Here is a 17,269-nt window from a genome sequence, read left to right on the forward strand (position 1 = left end):
CCTCATTTCCAGTCGAAAATGCCGCTCGGGCGGGGGGCGCCAAGGCGATCCGCCCCGACAGTAAAGTTCAGGGCCGCCAGATCGCCGGCCTTCAGGGTCGCCAGCGCCTCGGCCGCTTGCAGGAAGCGGGTCTGCTCACTGCTGGCGATGATGCCGTCCGAGAGGGTCAGGAACTTGTTGACGTAGTTCTCGCGGACAAACGGGCGGGCGCCGTCGGGATGCGCGTCGGCCAGCGCCAATTCGTCAGTAATGGTCCTGCCGCCCTTCAGCTTGACCTCGACCCGACCGCCGAAGGCTTTCACCTTCGGGTCCTGCGCATGGTAACGCCGGGTCCATTCCGGGTCCTCGGTGGTCGAGATTTTTTGCCACAGGGCGACCGTTTCCGGGCGATTGGCGCGCTCGGGTGCATAGGATCTTTCGTGGTGCCAGCCGCCATCCTCCAGCGCGACCGCGAAGATATACATGATCGAATGGTCGAGCGTTTCACGGCTGGCCTTGGGATCCATCTTCTGCGGGTCATTTGCACCGGTGCCGATCACATAATGGGTGTGGTGGCTGGTGTGGATCACGATGCTCTGAATCTGGGACAGATCGCCGATCTGCGGCCCCATCCGGCGGGCAAGGTCAATGAGGGCCTGCGACTGATATTCCGCCGAATGTTCCTTGGTATAGGTGTCGAGGATCGCACGCTTGGCCTCGCCCTTGCCCGGCAGCGGCACCTGATAGCGGGCATTCGGACCGGACAGAAGATACGCGATAAACCCGTCCTCGCCCTCCCATGCCGGGCTCGGCGCACCTTCGCCCCGCATCACGCGGTCAACGGCCTCGATGGCCATTTTACCCGCGAAACTGGGGGCGAAGGCCTTCCACGACGAGATTTCGCCCTTGCGGCTCTGCCGGGTGGTGGTGGTGACATGCAGGGCTTGTTGCACGGCCTGATAGATCGATTCCGTGGGTAGGTTCAGCAAAGTGCCGATGCCGGCGGCCGCCGACGGCCCGAGATGGGCGATATGGTCGATCTTGTGTTCATGCAGGCAGATGCCGCGCACCAGGTTCACCTGAATCTCATAGCCCGTTGCCAACCCCCGGATCAGATCGGCACCGGATTTGCCGACATGCTGCGCCACGGCGAGGATCGGCGGGATATTGTCGCCGGGGTGCGAGTAGTCGGCAGCGAGGAAGGTGTCGTGGAAGTCGAGTTCGCGCACCGCCGTGCCATTGGCCCAGGCCGCCCATTCGGGGCTGACGCGGTCACTGGAGAGGCCAAAGACGGTCGCCCCCGGCTTCATCGGATGGGCCAGCGCCTGCGCGCGGGCCGAGGCCACGGGGTGCCGTGCGACCGAGGCGGCGGCCACCGCCGCATTGTCGATGATCCGGTTGATGATCATCTCGGTCACCACCGGTTCCACCGCCACCGGATCGGCGGCGACCTCGGCAATCTTCCATGCTAGCTGGTCTTCGCGCGGCAGATGTTCGGCGGATTTGTAGGTCCGCACTTCATGCGTGATCATTTCTTTATCCTTTTCATGAAACGTCCGGGCCGACAGGCCGGGGACGTCCCTCGGCATCGACGGCCACCATCTCGAACGCGCCCGACAAAGCGATACGCTCACGCGCGCCGCCGATGCTGCGGGCGGTGCCCTGCACCTCGACCGTCATCGACGACCGCCCGGTGCGGCTGACGTGGGCCACCAGTTCCAGCATCTCGCCGACCTTGATCGGGGTCGCAAAATCCACCCGCTCGGACCGCGCCATGACGACCGAGCTTCCCGCGTGGCGCGTGGCGGCGACAAAGGCCGCCTTGGCCATCAAGGCCAGCGCATGGCCACTGAACAGCGTGCCGTAATGGTTCGCCTGTTCGGGAAAGATCATCTCGATCATGCGGGTCTCGGACTCGATGGGCATCGGGACAGCCTTTGCAAGATTGGCAATCCTGTCTTCACACAGGTCGGATACGCAGATAAACTACTGAAAATGCGACGACCTGTGAACGAATGGCTTGCGAATTGCGAAGGTTGCAACGATGAGCAAAACCTATCTTGGCGTCCGGTTGCGCCGCCTGCGTGAGGAACGCGGGTTGACACAGGCCGCGCTGGCTCGCGCGCTGGAGATCAGCCCCAGCTATCTGAACCAGATCGAACAGAACGCCCGGCCGCTGACCGTGCCGGTTCTGCTGAAGCTGAACGCGGCCTTCGGCCTCGATGTGCAGCTGTTCTCCGAGGCGGATGAGGCGCGGCTGATCACCGAATTGCGCGGCGCCTTTGCCGAACAGGGCGCCGGCATCGCCATGGCAGAGGTGCGCGAGCTTGCCTCGGCCATGCCCGATGTCGCCCGTTCGATCATCGCCATGCAGCGCCGCCTGCGTGAAACAGCAGACCGCGCCGATCTCTTTGCCGGCCATATCACCGAAGGACCCGGCCAGTCCCCAGCAGCCTTCGAGGCCGTGCGCGACTGGTTCTACGAGCGTCGCAATCATGTGGTCGATCTCGACATGACGGCCGAGGCCATCGGCGACAAGCTGCCCCCCGGACGTATGGCACCCGGGCTGATCGACCGCCTCGCCGGGCGGCACGGGATCCGCATCGCGCAGAGCGCGGGAGAGGCGTTGCGTCGCTACGATCCGTCGACGCGCATCCTGCACCTGGCCGAACATCTCGATCCCGGACAGATGGCGTTCCAGATTGCCACGCAACTGGCCTTTCTGGAGCAGGGCGAAACCATCGCCCGACTCTCGGAGGATCCGGCGCTGTCGACGGATGCCCGCACGCTGCTGCGCATCGGCCTTGCCAATTACTTTGCCGGTGCGCTGATCCTGCCCTATCGCACCTTCCTGGCGGCGGCCGAGGCCGCGCGCTACGATATCACCCTGATCGCTCGACGCTTCGGCGTGGGGTTCGAGACCACCTGCCACCGCCTCTCGACATTGCAGCGACCTGATGCGCGCGGCGTGCCGTTTTTCTTCATCCGGGTGGACCGGGCGGGAAACATCTCGAAGCGCCAGTCTGCGACCGATTTCCACTTCTCGCGCATCGGCGGCTCCTGCCCCCTGTGGAACATCTATGAGGCCTTCGCTCGCCCCGGAGAGATCATTCGTCAGGTGGCGCAGATGCCCGATGGACGCAGCTATCTGTGGATCGCGCGACAGGTGCAAAGCGGTCAAGGCGGCTTCGGCGCGCCGGTGAAGACTTTCGCTGTCGCCCTCGGCTGCGATCTGACCCATGCCGAGCGGCTGGTCTATGCCCGTGGCCTCGACCTTCGAAATCCTGAAACGGCAACGAGGATCGGCCCTGGCTGCAAGGTCTGCGAACGGGCTGCCTGCCCGCAACGTGCCTTTCCGATGGTCGGACGGCCTCTGACCGCGCGTCACGAGGAGGCCCGCTTCGCACCCTATTCAGGCACCGGCTGAGCGCCGTGCTGACGCGCAAGTGAAAGAAATCCGGCAATGTAATCCGTTTCCTCCTCGCCCTTGCGCACGCCGATATGCAGTGCTTTCGAGATCCCCTGCCCCAGCCTGACCGTACGGATCGGCAGTCCACCCCCTTCCTCGCGCAGGATCCAGTCCGGTACGGCACTGACGCCGCGTTCGGCGGCGACAAGTTGCAGCATCATCTCGGTCGTCTCAACCGTGCGATGGCGTTTGGGAAGGCAGTGCCCGGGCACCAGGAATTGCGTAAATACGTCAAGCCGCTCGGGAGAGACCGGATAAGTGATCAGGGTTTCACCCGTCAGGTCCTGCGGCCGCGCCACGGCACCGATGAGATGTGCTGCTGGCACCGCAAGCACCAACTCGTAGTTGAATACCCGCGTGTAGTGGATCCCCGGCAGATCAAGCGGGTCGGGAGTAATCAGCAGATCGATCTCGTGCCCGAGCAGCGCGCCTATCCCACCGAAACGGAAGGCCGTGTGCAGATCCAGATCCACATCCGGCCAAGCCTTCAGATAGGGCGCAATCACCCGCATCAGCCAGTGCTGGCAGGGATGGCATTCCATACCGGCTCTGAGGGCACCGCGATGACCTTGCGCAAACTCCGCCAGAACCTGCTCTGCATGGTCGATCTGTGGCAATACACGCTGTGCCAGCGCCAGCAAAAACGCGCCCGCCTGTGTGAAACGCAGCCCCCTGCCTTGTTTTTCCCAGACTTTCACGCCGAAGCGGTCCTCGAACTTGCGCATCGTATGCGAAGCGGCTGACTGGGTCAGGTTGAGTCGGTCGGCTGCAAGGGTGAGCGAGCCGAGGCGGTCGATCTCACGCAAGATGGCCAGGTGTTGACGGTCAATCATGCGTTGCCCTCATATCTGCGGTGACGTGGGTTTCTCACTGCGATCGCACCATCCGAAGACTGCTGCGGCGTAGAAAATGCGGGCATCACAGCTGTTTCGTCTGGACCCAATCGGCAGGCCGTCATAGCACCGGATTGATCCGCCGAAGGCCGACCATGTTCACAACAGACCAAACCCCGATTGACGTGCAGCCGCGCGGACTGCTTTCCTCGGCTTCTTTCGAGGTGACCCCGAAAAGCTGGTACAAATTCAGGACGTCCCGGCCGGAGGATGTCTCGCGGATCGCCGCAGGAACGAAAGTCTTCATCGCATCTATCCCAAGGACGCCCATGGTGCAGATGGTCGAAACCGCGCGCGGATTGCGGGCGCTCGGCCTGGAGCCGGTTCCGCATATCCCTGCGCGACTGATCGACAGCAAGAGCCAGCTCAAGGATATGCTTTCCGCCTTGCGCTCGGAGGCTGATGTGTCCGCGGCGCTGGTCATTGCGGGTGGCGTGAAGGAGCAGGCGGGCCCGTTCAGCTCTTCCATCGACCTCGTGGCCACGGGGCTCTTTGACCAACTCGGCTTCACAGAGATCGTTTTCGCCGGCCACCCGGAAGGCAATCGAGATATCGATCCCGACGGTGGCGTAACCCAAGCCGATGCAGCCCTGCGCTGGAAGCAGGATTGGAGGCATCGCAGCGGAATGGCGGCCTCGCTGCTGACCCAGTTCCTCTTTTCCAGCGCTCCGGCCCTCGACTGGGCAAAGCATCAACGCAAGGCAGGGATCGAGCTGCCAATCACCATAGGCCTTGCCGGCCCAACGCGGCTGACAGAGCTGATCCGTTATGGGATCAGTTGCGGCGTAGGCCCGTCTCTTGCCATCCTGCAACGCAAAGCGCTGGATGTCAGAAGGCTTCTGCATCTGATCGCACCCGACGATCTCATCGCGGAGTTGGCAGCAGGTGTCGATCACACCGGAACCCCTTTGATTGCTGGCGTGCATGTCTTCCCGTTTGGCGGCATTGCCGATTTTCTCGACTGGCAGAGGATCGCTTTGTCTTCTGGCTGAGCGTCCCGGAAGCGGTCGAACGCGCGCGCAGATCACGAAGCATCATCCGGCCGGTAGTAAAGCTTGCCGATCTCGATTTGAGGGCGCCCTACCTCACGGCGATGACGGTTGGTGTCGCGCAGGGAATAGACACAACCGCAATATTCCTGCTGGTAGAATTCCTCGCGCTTCGAGATCTCGATCATGCGATTGGCACCACCGCCCTTGCGCCAGTTGAAATCCCAGTAGTCGAGGCCCGCATAGGGTGCGACGGCCCGGGCCCCGCAACCGTTGATCTGGTTCATATCCTTCCACCGCGAAATACCCAGCGACGAGGTCATCACCGGAAAGCCATGTTCATGGGCATAGAGCGCGGTGCGCTCGAAACGCATATCGAAACACATGGTGCAGCGGATGCCGCGCTCGGGTGCCCATTCCATGCCTTTCGCGCGGGCGAACCAGTTGTCCTTGTCGTAATCGGCATCGACGAAGGGCACGCCTTCCTTCTCGGCGAAGCGGATGTTCTCATCCTTGCGCAGAAGGTATTCCTTCTCGGGGTGGATGTTTGGATTGTAGAAAAAGATCGTGTAGTCGATGCCTGACGCGGTCATCGCCTCCATCACCTCGCCCGAACAGGGGGCGCAACAGGAATGCAGCAGAACCTTTTTCTCGCCATTTGGCGGGGTCAGGACGGGGCGTTTCAGATCAGACATTTTCTGCCTTTCAGCGTGTGGCGGTGCCCATCACCCAATCCGGGAGCACTGTTGCGATGGAAGGGAAGGCGGCGAGGAGGACCACGTCTGCCAGCATCGCCTCCCAGAAGGGCGTAACGCCGCGATAGATCGTCGATTGCGGAACGTGACGCGCGACCGAATGGACGATGAAGACATTCATGCCCACCGGCGGCGGGAATAGCCCCATTTCCAGCACCACCATGGCAATGACGCAGGGCCGACTGATTGACACCCAATGGCGCGCGGCGGCGGGATCGGGCTTCGGTGGTCATCGTGGCATGCCTTATGGGCGACCTGCGCAAACAGGCCGGAAAAACGGAAACAGCCCCGCGACGGATGTCGCGAAGCCGACCCGCACGACCGGAGGTCGCACAGGCTTGTGCCGTCACCTTTGCGGAACTGCCGCTCCCGACGCGCCCACCGCGGCCGGAACAGGTGATGGATCCAGGCAGGTTTCCTGACTTGCGGGTCACAGCCTTGTCCGGCCTTCCCGGCGCATGGGGCGCCAGTGGCATGTCGGACAGGCTCTCCGCCTACAGTTGCGGGGGCAGCTCCGGATTGAGGATCACCTGCATGTCGCAGATCCACCCTGACCGGATTCCCTTTTACCCGGGGCTTCCCCCGGCACCTGAATCAAATGTCAAAATTCTCCGCCGCCTCGAAAGTGTCAATGGCTCTCACGTTGAAAATCCCTCATGTAAAACATGAGCCAAAAGGGGGAGCCGACAACTCTATTGAAACGCCAATCCCTTACCCGGGTTGAGCAAAGCCGCAATCATGGACTGCATCCTGATCACATCGGAAACGGCAAAGACGGCATAGCTGTAGCTTCTGCCGTGCCTGCTTGCCGGGATTCGTTCGCTGGGCTCGATCCCGATTTCCTTACGCAAGTGTCGAAACGCTTTCTTGTCCAACCCGAGGAACCCTGCCGCCTCCCGCCCGGACAGCGGCCGATACAGGCGCATGCAGAGTTTTCGGTCGAGAGCCTGAAGAAGAGTTGACCGGACCGTTACCGGCAATCGGATCGCGGATGCATCAGCCCGAGATTCTCGACAAACCTCATGCTCCATGTCCTTGAAATAGCGCAGGAAACTGTTTCGGGCTTCCCTGGCCCGTTCGGGAAAGAACCGCAGCAGCTCCGGTTCCATATGCAGCCGAACAATTGTCCCTTCAAAATGGACAGAAACCTCGATCACACTCCTGCGCTGAAGAGGGCGGCGGCATTCGCCAGTGTGACGGACAAGTGACAATACAGGCCCTTGTGCAACCTGCTTCCGATATTCCGGATCAGCGGGGAACCCGCTTACCTGATCCATGACGACCCTTTCGCCGGTATCGCTCCAGCATGTCGAAAAGCACCGGACGGATGCCCCGCCGGTTTCCTGTTGTCGTCACCCTACGGTCTTGCCGCTCCCGATACGCCCACCGCGGTCAGAACAGGTGAGCGTCTCTGGCAGGTCTCCTGACTTCAGAGTGTGGCGAACCGGCCTTCCCGGGCATTCAGCCCAGTGGCGCCATATGGTCCGCACTCCCTTCACAGTTGCGGAGGCAGTCGTGGCTTCGGATCAGGTGACCCGCCCACAGTTCCCTATTCTCCGACATCCCTGCCGGCACCAAAGACAACCTATCAGTCCAATATCCCACATCTGAAAGTCAAGACTCGGCAAGCAGAACGCCGCCCCCCTTGCGGGGAGCGGCGCTGCTGGCCGGATGATTGGCGAATCCACCAGTCAAGCACGACCGATGTTTCCGGCCAGACGCCGCCGAAGGGACGGGGCGATTGGAGGCGCCCCGGTTACTCGGCCGCGAACTGGTTCATCGTATTGGCATGACCGCCGGCCTTCAGCGCGCGTTCGCCCGAGACCATTTCCTTGAAGGTGTCGCCCAGATCCGAGCCGACCTCATGCTGGTGCTTCACCGCCGAGACCCCGCGACGGATTTCCTCGCGCTGCACGGTTTTGACATAGGCCAGCATCTTGTCCTCGCCGAAATAGCCGCGCGACAGTTCATCCACCGACTTGGCGGTCAGGTGGAAGGTCGGCAGCGTGATCAGGTTGTGGAACACACCCGCGCGGGCCGCGATATCGGTCTGGAAGCGGGCAAGCCGGGCGTCGGCCTCACGACCCAGGTCGGTATCGTCGAATTCCACCCGCATCAACTCGTTGCCCTCGGGGAAATCGGTCTCGGGCACCGCCTTCGACTTCACCCATTCCGCACGCACCTGTTTGCGCAGGTTCAGCGTCCAGTTGAAGCTGGGCGAGTTGTTGTAGGTCAGCTTGGCGTTCGGAACCACCTTGCGCACCTCGGCCACCATCGCGGCGATCTCATCGACATTCGGGGTATCTGTCTCGATCCACAGCAGATCGGCGCCACCATCACGGAGGCAGGCGATGCAATCCTCGATGACCCGCGCCCGACCGGTGCCTTCCTTGAACGGGAAGAGGCCATTGGGCAGCCGAACCGGCTTCACGAACTCACCACCCTGGTAGAGCGCGAGTTCGCCCTCCTGGATCGGATTGGCTTCGGTGATCGGCTCAACCTTCAGCCATTTGATATACTGGCTGGCATGGTCCCCGGGTCGGGCCGAAACCGGCACCTTCTGCGTCAGACCCGCGCCAAGGCTATCGGTGCGCGCCACGATGACACCCTGATCAACGCCGAGTTCCTCAAGGGCCAGACGGCAAGCGCGCAGTTTTTCGATGAAATCCTCGCGCGGGACGGTGACCTTGCCGTCCTGGTGACCGCATTGCTTGGCGTCCGAGACCTGGTTTTCGATCTGAAGGCAGCAGGCACCGGCCTTGATCAGTTCTTTCGCAAGAAGGTAGGTCGCGTGTTCATTGCCGAAACCGGCGTCGATATCGGCGATGATCGGCACGACGTGGGTTTCAAACCCGTCGATGGCAGCGATGGCGGCCTTGCGCTCTGCCTCGGTCTTCGCGGCCTTCAGGTCCTTGAACAGATCGTTCATCGCCACCTCATCCGCCTGGCGCAGCGAAGTGTAGATCTCGGCGATCAGATCGGCGACGGCGGTCTTTTCGTGCATCGACTGGTCGGGCAGATGGCCCCAGCGGTTACGCAGGCCGGCGACCATCCAGCCCGACAGATAGACATAGGTGCCCTTCGCCGTGCCGCGCATCCGCTTCACGGATTTGATCATCTGCTGGGCATGGAAGCCCGACCAGCAGCCAAGACTTTGCGTGAACTTCGACGCATCGGCATCATAGGCCGCCATATCGGCGCGCATGACCTTTGCCATATCGCGGGCGATATCGAGATGCGTGTCCCAGGTGTTCTGCAGCCGCAGTTGGACGATATCATCGACCGAGACGCCGCCGGCAGTCTGACCAGACGGATAGCGCGCCGAGATCTCGGCATGAAGTTCATTATAGGTCTTGCGGGCCATTGGGTTTCCTTTTGAGGGAGGATTGAGAGGGCTGGCGGGCAGTGGCCCGCCAAAGGGTGAAAGCATGCGGATGGGGTCCATCAGTCGAGTACGTTCAACACGTCATAGGCGGGTGCGGTGATGAAATCGGGCAGGGTTTCGGCCGTCACCGCCTCCTGCACGATGCGGGCGGCACTGGCGTAATGTCCCCGGTGGAAGCCGGTCGGCCCAAGACGGCCAAGGATCGCGACAATCTCTTCCTGGATCAGCGCGCCCAGCCATTCCGTGGTCAGCCTGGTGCTGTCGCCATCTGCCAGTTCAACCGCCGCACCATGGCGCAGCCATTGCCAAAGCTGGGCCCGGCTGATCTCAGCGGTCGCGGCATCCTCCATCAGATTGTGGATCGGCACCGCGCCGCGACCGGACAGCCAGTTTGCCAGATATTCGATGGCGACCGAGATATTGGTGCGCACGCCGGCCTCGGTGATGCGGCCGTCATGCGGTTTCAGCAACATCGCCGGCACGATCCGCGCTTCCTGCCGCTGCTTGCGGATCTGGTTGGCCAGCGGCATCTCGGCGTCAAACACCTCCAACGCCACCGGAACCAGATCGGGATGTGCGACCCATGTGCCGTCATGGCCCATACGGACCTCGCGCTCTTTGTCGGCCCGGACGCGGGCGAAGGCGGCAACATTGGCGGCGGAGTCGCCCTTGACCGGGATCGCCGCAGACATGCCGCCCATCGCATGGATGCCGCGCCGGTGGCAGACCTTGACCAGCCGCGCCGCATAGACGGCAAGGAAGGCACGATCCATCGTCACCTCGGCGCGGTCGGGCAGAAGATAAGCGCCATGATTGCGCAGGGTCTTGATATAGCTGAAGATATAGTCCCAGCGACCGCAGTTCAGCCCGGCAATATGGTCACGCAGCTGCCAGATGATCTCGTCCATCTCGAACGCCGCCGGCAATGTCTCAATCAGCACCGTGGCCTTGATCGTGCCCTTCGCCAGTCCGACCTTCTCCTGCGCGAACAGGAAGATGTCGTTCCACAGCCGCGCCTCGTCATGGCTCTCGATCTTGGGCAGGTAGTAGAACGGGCCGCGTTCGGTCGCCGCCAGTGCCCGGCCGCAATGCCAGATCGTCAGCCCGAAATCGAACAGCGCCGCCGAGACCGGTTGCCCGCCGATCAGCACATTGGCCTCGGCCATATGCAGCCCGCGCGGGCGGACGATCAGCAGCGCCGGATCGGGGCCAACGCGGTAGTTTTTCCCGGTTTTCGGATCGTCGAACGCCAGCAGGCCGTCGCGGTAGTCGATCATATTGCCATGACCGGCGATTATATTCGCAAAGCTCGGCGCGGTCGCATCCTCGAAATCCGCCATGAAGACCTTCGCACCCGAGTTCAGCGCGTTGATCATCATCTTGCGCTCGACCGGGCCGGTGATCTCCACCCGGCGGTCGCGCAGCACCTGCGGCACCGGCGCCGCCTCCCATATACCCTGGCGGATGTCCTTGGTTTCGGGCAGGTAGTCGGGCAGTTCGCCGCGGTCGATGCGTTCTTGCCGCCGCGACCGGGCGATCATCAGGGCATTCAGCCGCAGACCAAAACGCCCCTGCAATTCGGCGACAAAGGCGAGAGCATCGGCGGTCAGCACCCGATCCACGTCCGGCGCGGCGCGCAGGATGACGGGCGGCAGGCTGGCGGCAGGGCGGTCGAGCGGCATGACGATTCTCCGGTGACTGAACTCATGTCACACTAGTAATGTCATGCTGTATGTGCATTATAATCCTGAAAACAAAGGGTATTACTGTAACTTATGTCAGTGTTCCCCTGCCACCTTGTCAGGATTTGTCACATGGCGCCGCGCGCGGAAAAGCTCATCATCGGCCCGCGCCTGCGGGTGCTACGCAACTCGCTGGGGCTGACCCAGGGCCAGATGGCGGCCGAGCTCGGGGTCTCTCCGAGCTACATCACCCTGATCGAGGCCGATCAGCGCCCCGCTTCGGCTCGCTTCCTGATGAAACTGGCCGAGGTCTATGATCTGAACATCTCGGAACTGGCCCCGGCCAGCGATGCCCAACTGGCTGCGGATTTCGGGGCGGCGCTGAAGGATCCCGCGCTGGAATTGGCGGGCGTCAGCCGCAGCGAGATTGCGGCGGTACTTCAGGCCTCGCCCAAGCTAGCTGCCGCCTTTGTCAGGCTGCATGACCGCTACCGTGAAACGGTGCTACGCCCGCAAGCCGATGACAACCCGCTGACCGACCGCGACAAGGTTGAGGTTCTGGCCGAGACCTCGCGGCCAGTCGATGGGGTGCGGCAGTGGTTCTACGAGCACCGCAACCACGTTGCCGGGCTCGACCGCGCCGCCGAAGCTCTGGCCGACGAATTGCAGCTGCATCGCAGCGAGCCGCATATCGCCCTGTCCGGGCGCCTGTCGGCGCATGGCATCCGCACCCGCATCCTGCCCGCCGAGGTGATGGGCGACCAGTTGCGCCGTTTCGACCTGCACCGCAAGGAACTGATGCTTTCCGAGCTTCTCAGCCAGTCCAGCCGCCGCTTTCAGATCGGCGTGCTGCTGGCGCGCCTGGAGCAGGAGGCCGCCATCGCGGATCTGGTGCGCGATGCCGGGCTAAGCGATCCGGCGGCGGTATCGCTGATGCGGGTCAGCCTGGCCAACTACTTCGCGGCGGCGCTGTTGATGCCCTATGGCCGCTTCCTCGCCGCCTGCGAGTCCACCCGCTACGATGTCGAACTGCTGAGCCACCGTTTCGGCTCTAGTTACGAGCAGACCGCGCATCGCATGTCGACCTTGCAGCGCGAGGGCGCGCGCGGCATTCCCTTCTTCTTCGTGCGCGTAGACCGCGCCGGGAACATGACCAAGCGCTTCAGTGCCGGTCGCTTTCCATTCTCGCGCTTCGGCGGCACCTGCCCGCTGTGGAATATCCACGCCGCCTTCGATACGCCCGATCAGGTGCAGACCCAGGTCATCCGCATGCCGGAAGGGGCGAGCTATTTCTCGATCGCGCGCACCGTGACCCGCGCCGGCGGCACCCATGGCGATCCGGCCCAACGACTGGCGATCGGGCTGGGCTGTGATGTCGCCTATGCGCCCCGGCTGGTCTATGCCGACGGGATCGACCTTGGCCGGACGCGACCTGTCGATGTCGGGCTGAACTGCTATCTGTGCGAACGCCCCAACTGCGCCGCGCGGGCCAACCCGCCCATCAACCGCCGCCTGCAAGTCAACGAGCGCGAGCGCAGCCTGGCGATCTTCAGTTTTGAAAAAATAGCTTAATTGCTGCGGGCCGAGCGCGGAAAAATTTCATGCTTGCGGACACCAGTTTGTCCGCGCTCCCGTTGGTCGCTGCAGGAACATGACGGCGCGTAAGGACCCACTAAAACTGCTCAGGTCAAGTTGCCGGTCTGAATGCCGATACGGAACATTCACTGCCCGCGAAACCAAAAAATCGGTGTTAGATAAGCCACAATTTCAACGAGCGGCTGCTCTGGGCCGGGTTTTCCGCTACGCAAGCGAACGGCTTTCTGTGCCGCACTCCGCATGAATATCGCTAAAAGGTTCAAATTTACGGATCCGAAATTATGTCTCGCCTGCTCGATCAGCTTCTTGAACATCCTCCGGCACCTCCTGACGAAGCTTCGGCCCCTGGACTAGACGCCGCCCGAGGGCCGTGATGAAGGCCTCATATCGCTCACCCGCCTTGGCGCGGGCGGCTTTCGCAGCGGGCTCGGGCAGTGCCGGGGTCGTCGCAAGCCAGAAGCGGATGAATACCGCCATGGTTTCGACCGAGATCCCGACATCTCGTTCAACACGTGCGAGACGTCGATCAATCTGATCGAGGCGCTTGGCGACAATGGCCTCTCGCCGCTCGGCATCATCGGGCGAGAGGAAAGATGCGATAGCGGCCTCGGCGATCATTGACTGTGATCGGTCCCGGCGCACGGCAAAGTCCGCGAGGGCCATCTCGACCTCAGGATCAAGATAGACGGTGAACTTCCGCTTCTTCGGACGGATGGCCATGGCGCTAGAGATCCATGCCATCGTTGGGGTCCATCGAGACCTGGCGGGCGATGCTCTGGACATGACGGACCATACGCCGGTTCTGGACCGCCTCCTCGTCGATGTCATCGCCGAGACCAGCCTCGAACTCGTTCTCGATGGGCCTTTTCTTCTCGACCGGCTTCACGCGATTGAGCTCCGGTTGCAGCCTCCGCTCAGATTCGGTCGGGTCTTCATCCTCGGCCTCCCCTGGCATGGAATCCTCCGTCGCTACCGGTCGTGCCGGCACCGGCAGGCTAGTCCAGTCGTCGGGGCGCGGATCCGCTAACCGTTTAAGGGCCGGAGGTGGCAATAGCCGCTCGCGGAACCGCGCATCCTCGAAGTACCGCGCCTTCTTCGCCTTGATCGGCGGGATACCCGCGACCATGACGATCTCTTCGTTCGGCGGAAGCTGCATGATCTCGCCGGGCGTCAGCAACTGGCGGGCAGTTTCCGACCGAGACACCATCAGATGGCCGAGCCAAGGCGACAGCCGGTGCCCCGCATAGTTCTTCATCGCCTTCATCTCGGTCGCGGTCCCGAGCGCGTCGGACACCCGTTTGGCGGTCCGTTCGTCATTCGTCGCAAAACTGACCCGCACATGGCAGTTGTCGAGGATTGAGTTGTTCGGCCCATAGGCTTTTTCGATCTGGTTTAGGGATTGCGCGATCAGGAAGCTTTTCAGGCCGTAACCGGCCATGAATGCCAGGGCCGTCTCGAAGAAGTCCAACCGCCCGAGCGCCGGAAACTCGTCGAGCATCATCAGAAGTCGATGCCGCCCGGCATTGGCCTGAAGATCCTCCGTCAGACGCCGACCCACCTGATTGAGCAGCAATCGCATCAGCGGCTTGGTGCGGTTGATGTCGGAGGGCGGCACGACGAGGTAGAGGGTGGTCGGCTCTTTGCCGCTGACAATATCACTGATGCGCCAGTCGCAGCGGCGCGTGACCTCGGCCACGACCGGATCGCGGTAAAGGCCAAGGAACGACATGGCGGTCGACAACACGCCTGATCTTTCGTTCTCGGACTTGTTCCTCAACTCGCGCGCGGCGCTGGCGACGACCGGATGCGGCCCGGCCTCGCCCAGATGCGGGGTCCTCATCATCGCCCGGAGCGTGGAATCCACCGGACGTTTCGGATCGGACAGGAATTTCGCGACGCCTGCCAGTGTCTTGTCGCGTTCGGCATAGAGAACATGCAGGATCGCGCCGACCAGAAGCGAATGCGAGGTCTTTTCCCAATGGTTGCGCTTGTCGAGGCTACCTTCCGGGTCAACGAGGATGTCGGCGATGTTCTGGACGTCCCGCACCTCCCATTCGCCGCGGCGCACCTCAAGGAGCGGATTATAGGCCGAGGATTTCGGATTGGTCGGATCGAAAAGCAGCACGCGGCCATGGCGCGCCCTGAATCCAGAAGTCAGCTGCCAGTTCTCGCCTTTGATGTCATGGACAATAGCAGAGCCGGGCCAGGTCAAAAGTGACGGCACCACCAGACCAACGCCCTTGCCGGATCTGGTCGGAGCGAAGCACAGCACATGCTCCGGCCCGTCATGTCGCAGATAGTCCTGATCGTAACGGCCCAGCACGACACCATCGGGATCGAGCAGCCCCGCCGCCTTGATCTCGGGCCGCTCCGCCCATCGCGCCGAGCCATAGGTTGCGACGTTCTTTGCTTCCCGTGCCCGCCAAACCGACATGCCGATCGCGACGGCGATGGCGATGAAGCCACCCGATGCCGCGATGAGGCCGCCCTTGGCGAATATCGTCGGTGCATAGGCTTCATAGAAATACCACCACCAGAAGATTGCCGGCGGATAGTAGATCGGCGTGCCGAAGAGCTCGAACCAGGGCGGGCCGAGCTGGGGCTGATAACCGAGGCTCCAGGCGACATATTGCGTCGCGCCCCAGGTGGTCGCGAGGATGATCAGGAAGACGATGGAAATCTGTCCCCAGAGGATCTTTGTGGCGGACATGGGCGGTGTTCCTTTCCGGGTACTGTCAGAGGCCGAGGCCGCGCTTACGACCGAACTCCCAATCGACCCCGCCATCGTCGCGGGCGACGCCGGAGACGTGGCGGCCAATCTGTTTGTCGAGAGAGAGCGACCAGGGCACGAGTTGGAAACCGAGGCCGTCATCGATCATGGCAAAACGGCCCGAGGCGAGCGCGAAGCGCTGGCGATAGCTGCCAGAGACATATTCCCCGCTGCCAGCGCGGTTGAACGGCAGACCGGTCTCGGCTGCAAGTTTCTCGCCGAGGGCATCGACCTCGCGCTGGCGCAGGGCGGTGAGAAGACGGCGGGCAAAGACGACCCGCCCGCCCTGCCGCTTGGCATAGCCCTCCCCGATCAGGGTCTCGGCGCGCTCATCCATGGCCTGACGGACCTCGGCGCCGAAGCCGCTGTCGGAAAGCGCAATCGGATCGCGGGCGATGGCCTGCCGGTCGAGCCAGGTCGCGCCCGAAGCCGACACTTGCGCGCCGAGATCGAGATCGGAACGAACCGCGAGCGCCACCCGGCGCGTGCCCTGCCCGTCTTCCCAGGCGCGCAGCTCGACGATGGAGCCCGGCGGGCTGTCTCCGGCGGCATCCAGATGCGAAAGCCTGATGTGGTGACTGCGCCCGTCCACGCCATCGACGACCGCATAGGCCGTGCCCTTCAACTCGTCATCAAGGCCGCGCTCAACCAGACGGCCGATGACGGGAACGTCGAGGCTTTCACCCGCAAGGACATAGCTGCCAGAGCCGCGCTCAATGCCGCGTTCGGTCAGGGCGCGGTGCATGCGCTTGATGATATCGCCGCGCTCACCCAACTCGCGCAGGACTGTCTCGGCCTCGGGTCTGATCACCCATTGCGCCGGGGCGAACTGATCGGCGAGTCCGAGGACTTCGAGGGTGCGAAGCCGGCCGACCTTCAGCGTCTGGAACTCGTCCTGTGGTCGGTCGGCATGGGGCGCGAGATCGACAACACCAGACTTGCCGGCATCGCGGACAAGCTGCCGGTCGATTTGTGTCCAGCGCTCGGCCTCGACCTGCCGTTCCAGATTGCGGTGAATCTCAATGTCGGTGCGCGGACCGAGTTCCTGTGTGACGAGATCCTGAGCGCGGGCGCGCATCCCTTCCTTGATGTAGTCCCGCGAGATCACCAGGTCCTGGCCATCATCCGTGCGGCCGCGCAGGATGATATGGGTATGGGGGTTGTCGGTGTTCCAGTGATCGACCGCGACCCAGTCGAGCCTGGTGCCCAGATCCTTTTCCATCTGCGCCATCAATTCGCGGGCATGCTCGCGCAGTTCGATCATCTCGACGGCATCCTCGGGCGAGACAATGAAGCGGAAATGGTGCCGGTCATCCTTGCAGCGTTCGGCGAACGCGCGGGCGTCCATGTCATCCCCCTCGGGGCCGAAGAGATGCGCCTTTTCCCCGTCACGGGTCACACCGTCACGGCCGAGATAGTTCAGATGCGCCGCGAGAGGTGCAGAGCGCGCCGTGTGACGCACCACGCGGGTTTTGATTACGACATTGCGCGACCGCCCGGTGAGCATGCGATTGGCCTGAATGCTGGCGCGTTGTCCCCGGCCAAAGTGCGAGCGGTTGCCGCCGGTCACCTTACCCGAACGCGAAACCCGCCCACCGGCCTTCTGCACCGCCGCCAATGCCTGGGCGATGAAGGGACGCGCCTGCTGTGCGCGGGTTGAGCGAATGCGCCCCGGGCGGATACGGAACTCGCTGTCATCGGCCATGGATCAAGCCTGCACCGTGTAAAACAGAAAATAAAAACAACAAGAT

14 protein-coding genes and 2 riboswitches are annotated in these 17,269 nt (G+C 62.7%); of the genes, 3 read left to right on the forward strand and 11 right to left on the reverse strand.

Features of this window, described 5'->3' with window-relative positions; all coding sequences use genetic code 11:
• Positions 1–2: 2 nt before the first annotated feature.
• Both JL811_RS15425 and JL811_RS15430 read right to left on the reverse strand, forming a co-directional pair.
• Positions 3–1,511 (reverse strand): MmgE/PrpD family protein, encoded by a 1,509-nt coding sequence (locus tag JL811_RS15425; RefSeq protein WP_202689600.1) that lies wholly within the window; start codon positions 1,509–1,511, stop codon positions 3–5.
• Positions 1,512–1,524: 13 nt separating this feature from the next.
• Positions 1,525–1,905: an acyl-CoA thioesterase gene (locus JL811_RS15430; RefSeq protein WP_237684996.1), complete on the reverse strand. Its 381-nt coding sequence runs from the start codon at positions 1,903–1,905 to the stop codon at positions 1,525–1,527.
• A 118-nt stretch (positions 1,906–2,023) separates the two neighbouring features.
• Between JL811_RS15430 and JL811_RS15435 the strand changes: the two genes are divergently transcribed.
• Positions 2,024–3,406, forward strand: coding sequence for a short-chain fatty acyl-CoA regulator family protein (locus JL811_RS15435; RefSeq protein WP_202689601.1), 1,383 nt, complete (start codon positions 2,024–2,026; stop codon positions 3,404–3,406).
• On the opposite strand, the gene JL811_RS15440 is transcribed toward JL811_RS15435, so the two are convergent.
• Positions 3,388–4,281 (reverse strand): LysR family transcriptional regulator, encoded by an 894-nt coding sequence (locus JL811_RS15440; RefSeq protein ID WP_202689602.1) that lies wholly within the window; start codon positions 4,279–4,281, stop codon positions 3,388–3,390. The genes JL811_RS15435 and JL811_RS15440 overlap by 19 nt on opposite strands.
• A gap of 155 nt (positions 4,282–4,436) precedes the next feature.
• On the opposite strand from JL811_RS15440, the gene JL811_RS15445 reads away from it, so the two are divergent.
• Entirely contained in the window at positions 4,437–5,333 is an 897-nt protein-coding gene (locus JL811_RS15445) for a methylenetetrahydrofolate reductase (RefSeq protein ID WP_202689603.1), read from the forward strand.
• A 32-nt stretch (positions 5,334–5,365) separates the two neighbouring features.
• Here JL811_RS15445 and JL811_RS15450 read toward each other — a convergent pair whose 3' ends face one another.
• The 5 genes from JL811_RS15450 to aceB all read right to left on the reverse strand — a co-directional run bounded on the left by JL811_RS15450 (position 5,366) and on the right by aceB (position 11,152).
• A complete protein-coding gene (locus tag JL811_RS15450) occupies positions 5,366–6,025 on the reverse strand; it encodes an epoxyqueuosine reductase QueH (RefSeq protein WP_202689604.1) in 660 nt (219 codons plus the stop codon).
• Between the two features lie 10 nt (positions 6,026–6,035).
• Entirely contained in the window at positions 6,036–6,278 is a 243-nt protein-coding gene (locus tag JL811_RS15455; protein ID WP_337924755.1) for a TRAP transporter large permease subunit, read from the reverse strand.
• 198 nt (positions 6,279–6,476) lie between these two features.
• Positions 6,477–6,693: riboswitch (cobalamin riboswitch) on the reverse strand.
• A gap of 84 nt (positions 6,694–6,777) precedes the next feature.
• Positions 6,778–7,362 carry a hypothetical protein gene (locus JL811_RS15460; RefSeq protein WP_202689605.1) on the reverse strand — a complete coding sequence of 195 codons (585 nt, stop codon included), beginning with the start codon at positions 7,360–7,362 and terminating at the stop codon, positions 6,778–6,780.
• A gap of 119 nt (positions 7,363–7,481) precedes the next feature.
• Positions 7,482–7,679, reverse strand: a riboswitch (cobalamin riboswitch).
• Positions 7,680–7,841: 162 nt separating this feature from the next.
• Complete coding sequence (locus JL811_RS15465) at positions 7,842–9,449, reverse strand: isocitrate lyase (RefSeq protein WP_202689606.1); 1,608 nt, start codon at positions 9,447–9,449, stop codon at positions 7,842–7,844.
• An 80-nt stretch (positions 9,450–9,529) separates the two neighbouring features.
• Positions 9,530–11,152 carry a malate synthase A gene (aceB, locus tag JL811_RS15470; RefSeq protein ID WP_202689607.1) on the reverse strand — a complete coding sequence of 541 codons (1,623 nt, stop codon included), beginning with the start codon at positions 11,150–11,152 and terminating at the stop codon, positions 9,530–9,532.
• A 132-nt stretch (positions 11,153–11,284) separates the two neighbouring features.
• Here aceB and JL811_RS15475 point away from each other — a divergent pair, with 132 nt between their 5' ends.
• Entirely contained in the window at positions 11,285–12,724 is a 1,440-nt protein-coding gene (locus JL811_RS15475; protein WP_202689608.1) for a helix-turn-helix domain-containing protein, read from the forward strand.
• Positions 12,725–13,027: 303 nt separating this feature from the next.
• On the opposite strand, the gene JL811_RS15480 is transcribed toward JL811_RS15475, so the two are convergent.
• Genes JL811_RS15480 through JL811_RS15490 form a run of 3 tightly spaced genes read right to left on the reverse strand, consistent with a single transcriptional unit; the run spans position 13,028 to position 17,223 of the window.
• A complete protein-coding gene (locus tag JL811_RS15480) occupies positions 13,028–13,489 on the reverse strand; it encodes a CopG family transcriptional regulator (RefSeq protein WP_475636551.1) in 462 nt (153 codons plus the stop codon).
• Positions 13,473–15,458: a conjugal transfer protein TraG gene (locus tag JL811_RS15485; protein ID WP_202689609.1), complete on the reverse strand. Its 1,986-nt coding sequence runs from the start codon at positions 15,456–15,458 to the stop codon at positions 13,473–13,475. Before JL811_RS15485 ends, JL811_RS15480 begins: the two co-directional genes overlap by 17 nt.
• A gap of 25 nt (positions 15,459–15,483) precedes the next feature.
• Positions 15,484–17,223, reverse strand: a complete 1,740-nt coding sequence (locus JL811_RS15490; RefSeq protein WP_202689610.1) for a relaxase/mobilization nuclease domain-containing protein — start codon at positions 17,221–17,223, stop codon at positions 15,484–15,486.
• Between the last annotated feature and the right edge of the window lie 46 nt (positions 17,224–17,269).

This window comes from Szabonella alba (genome assembly GCF_016765775.1).
In the GTDB taxonomy this organism is placed as follows: Bacteria; Pseudomonadota; Alphaproteobacteria; order Rhodobacterales; family Rhodobacteraceae; genus Szabonella; species Szabonella alba.

What these genes read in the sequence shown, in the direction of transcription:
- aceB (WP_202689607.1), bottom strand. Translation starts at nt 11,152, where the DNA reads ATGCCGCTCGACCGCCCTGCCGCCAGCCTGCCGCCCGTCATCCTGCGC.
- JL811_RS15465 (WP_202689606.1), bottom strand. Translation starts at nt 9,449, where the DNA reads ATGGCCCGCAAGACCTATAATGAACTTCATGCCGAGATCTCGGCGCGC.
- JL811_RS15430 (WP_237684996.1), bottom strand. Translation starts at nt 1,905, where the DNA reads ATGCCCATCGAGTCCGAGACCCGCATGATCGAGATGATCTTTCCCGAA.
- JL811_RS15460 (WP_202689605.1), bottom strand. Translation starts at nt 7,362, where the DNA reads ATGGATCAGGTAAGCGGGTTCCCCGCTGATCCGGAATATCGGAAGCAG.
- JL811_RS15490 (WP_202689610.1), bottom strand. Translation starts at nt 17,223, where the DNA reads ATGGCCGATGACAGCGAGTTCCGTATCCGCCCGGGGCGCATTCGCTCA.
- JL811_RS15435 (WP_202689601.1), top strand. Translation starts at nt 2,024, where the DNA reads ATGAGCAAAACCTATCTTGGCGTCCGGTTGCGCCGCCTGCGTGAGGAA.
- JL811_RS15425 (WP_202689600.1), bottom strand. Translation starts at nt 1,511, where the DNA reads ATGATCACGCATGAAGTGCGGACCTACAAATCCGCCGAACATCTGCCG.
- JL811_RS15450 (WP_202689604.1), bottom strand. Translation starts at nt 6,025, where the DNA reads ATGTCTGATCTGAAACGCCCCGTCCTGACCCCGCCAAATGGCGAGAAA.
- JL811_RS15475 (WP_202689608.1), top strand. Translation starts at nt 11,285, where the DNA reads ATGGCGCCGCGCGCGGAAAAGCTCATCATCGGCCCGCGCCTGCGGGTG.
- JL811_RS15480 (WP_475636551.1), bottom strand. Translation starts at nt 13,489, where the DNA reads ATGGCATGGATCTCTAGCGCCATGGCCATCCGTCCGAAGAAGCGGAAG.
- JL811_RS15485 (WP_202689609.1), bottom strand. Translation starts at nt 15,458, where the DNA reads ATGTCCGCCACAAAGATCCTCTGGGGACAGATTTCCATCGTCTTCCTG.
- JL811_RS15445 (WP_202689603.1), top strand. Translation starts at nt 4,437, where the DNA reads ATGTTCACAACAGACCAAACCCCGATTGACGTGCAGCCGCGCGGACTG.
- JL811_RS15440 (WP_202689602.1), bottom strand. Translation starts at nt 4,281, where the DNA reads ATGATTGACCGTCAACACCTGGCCATCTTGCGTGAGATCGACCGCCTC.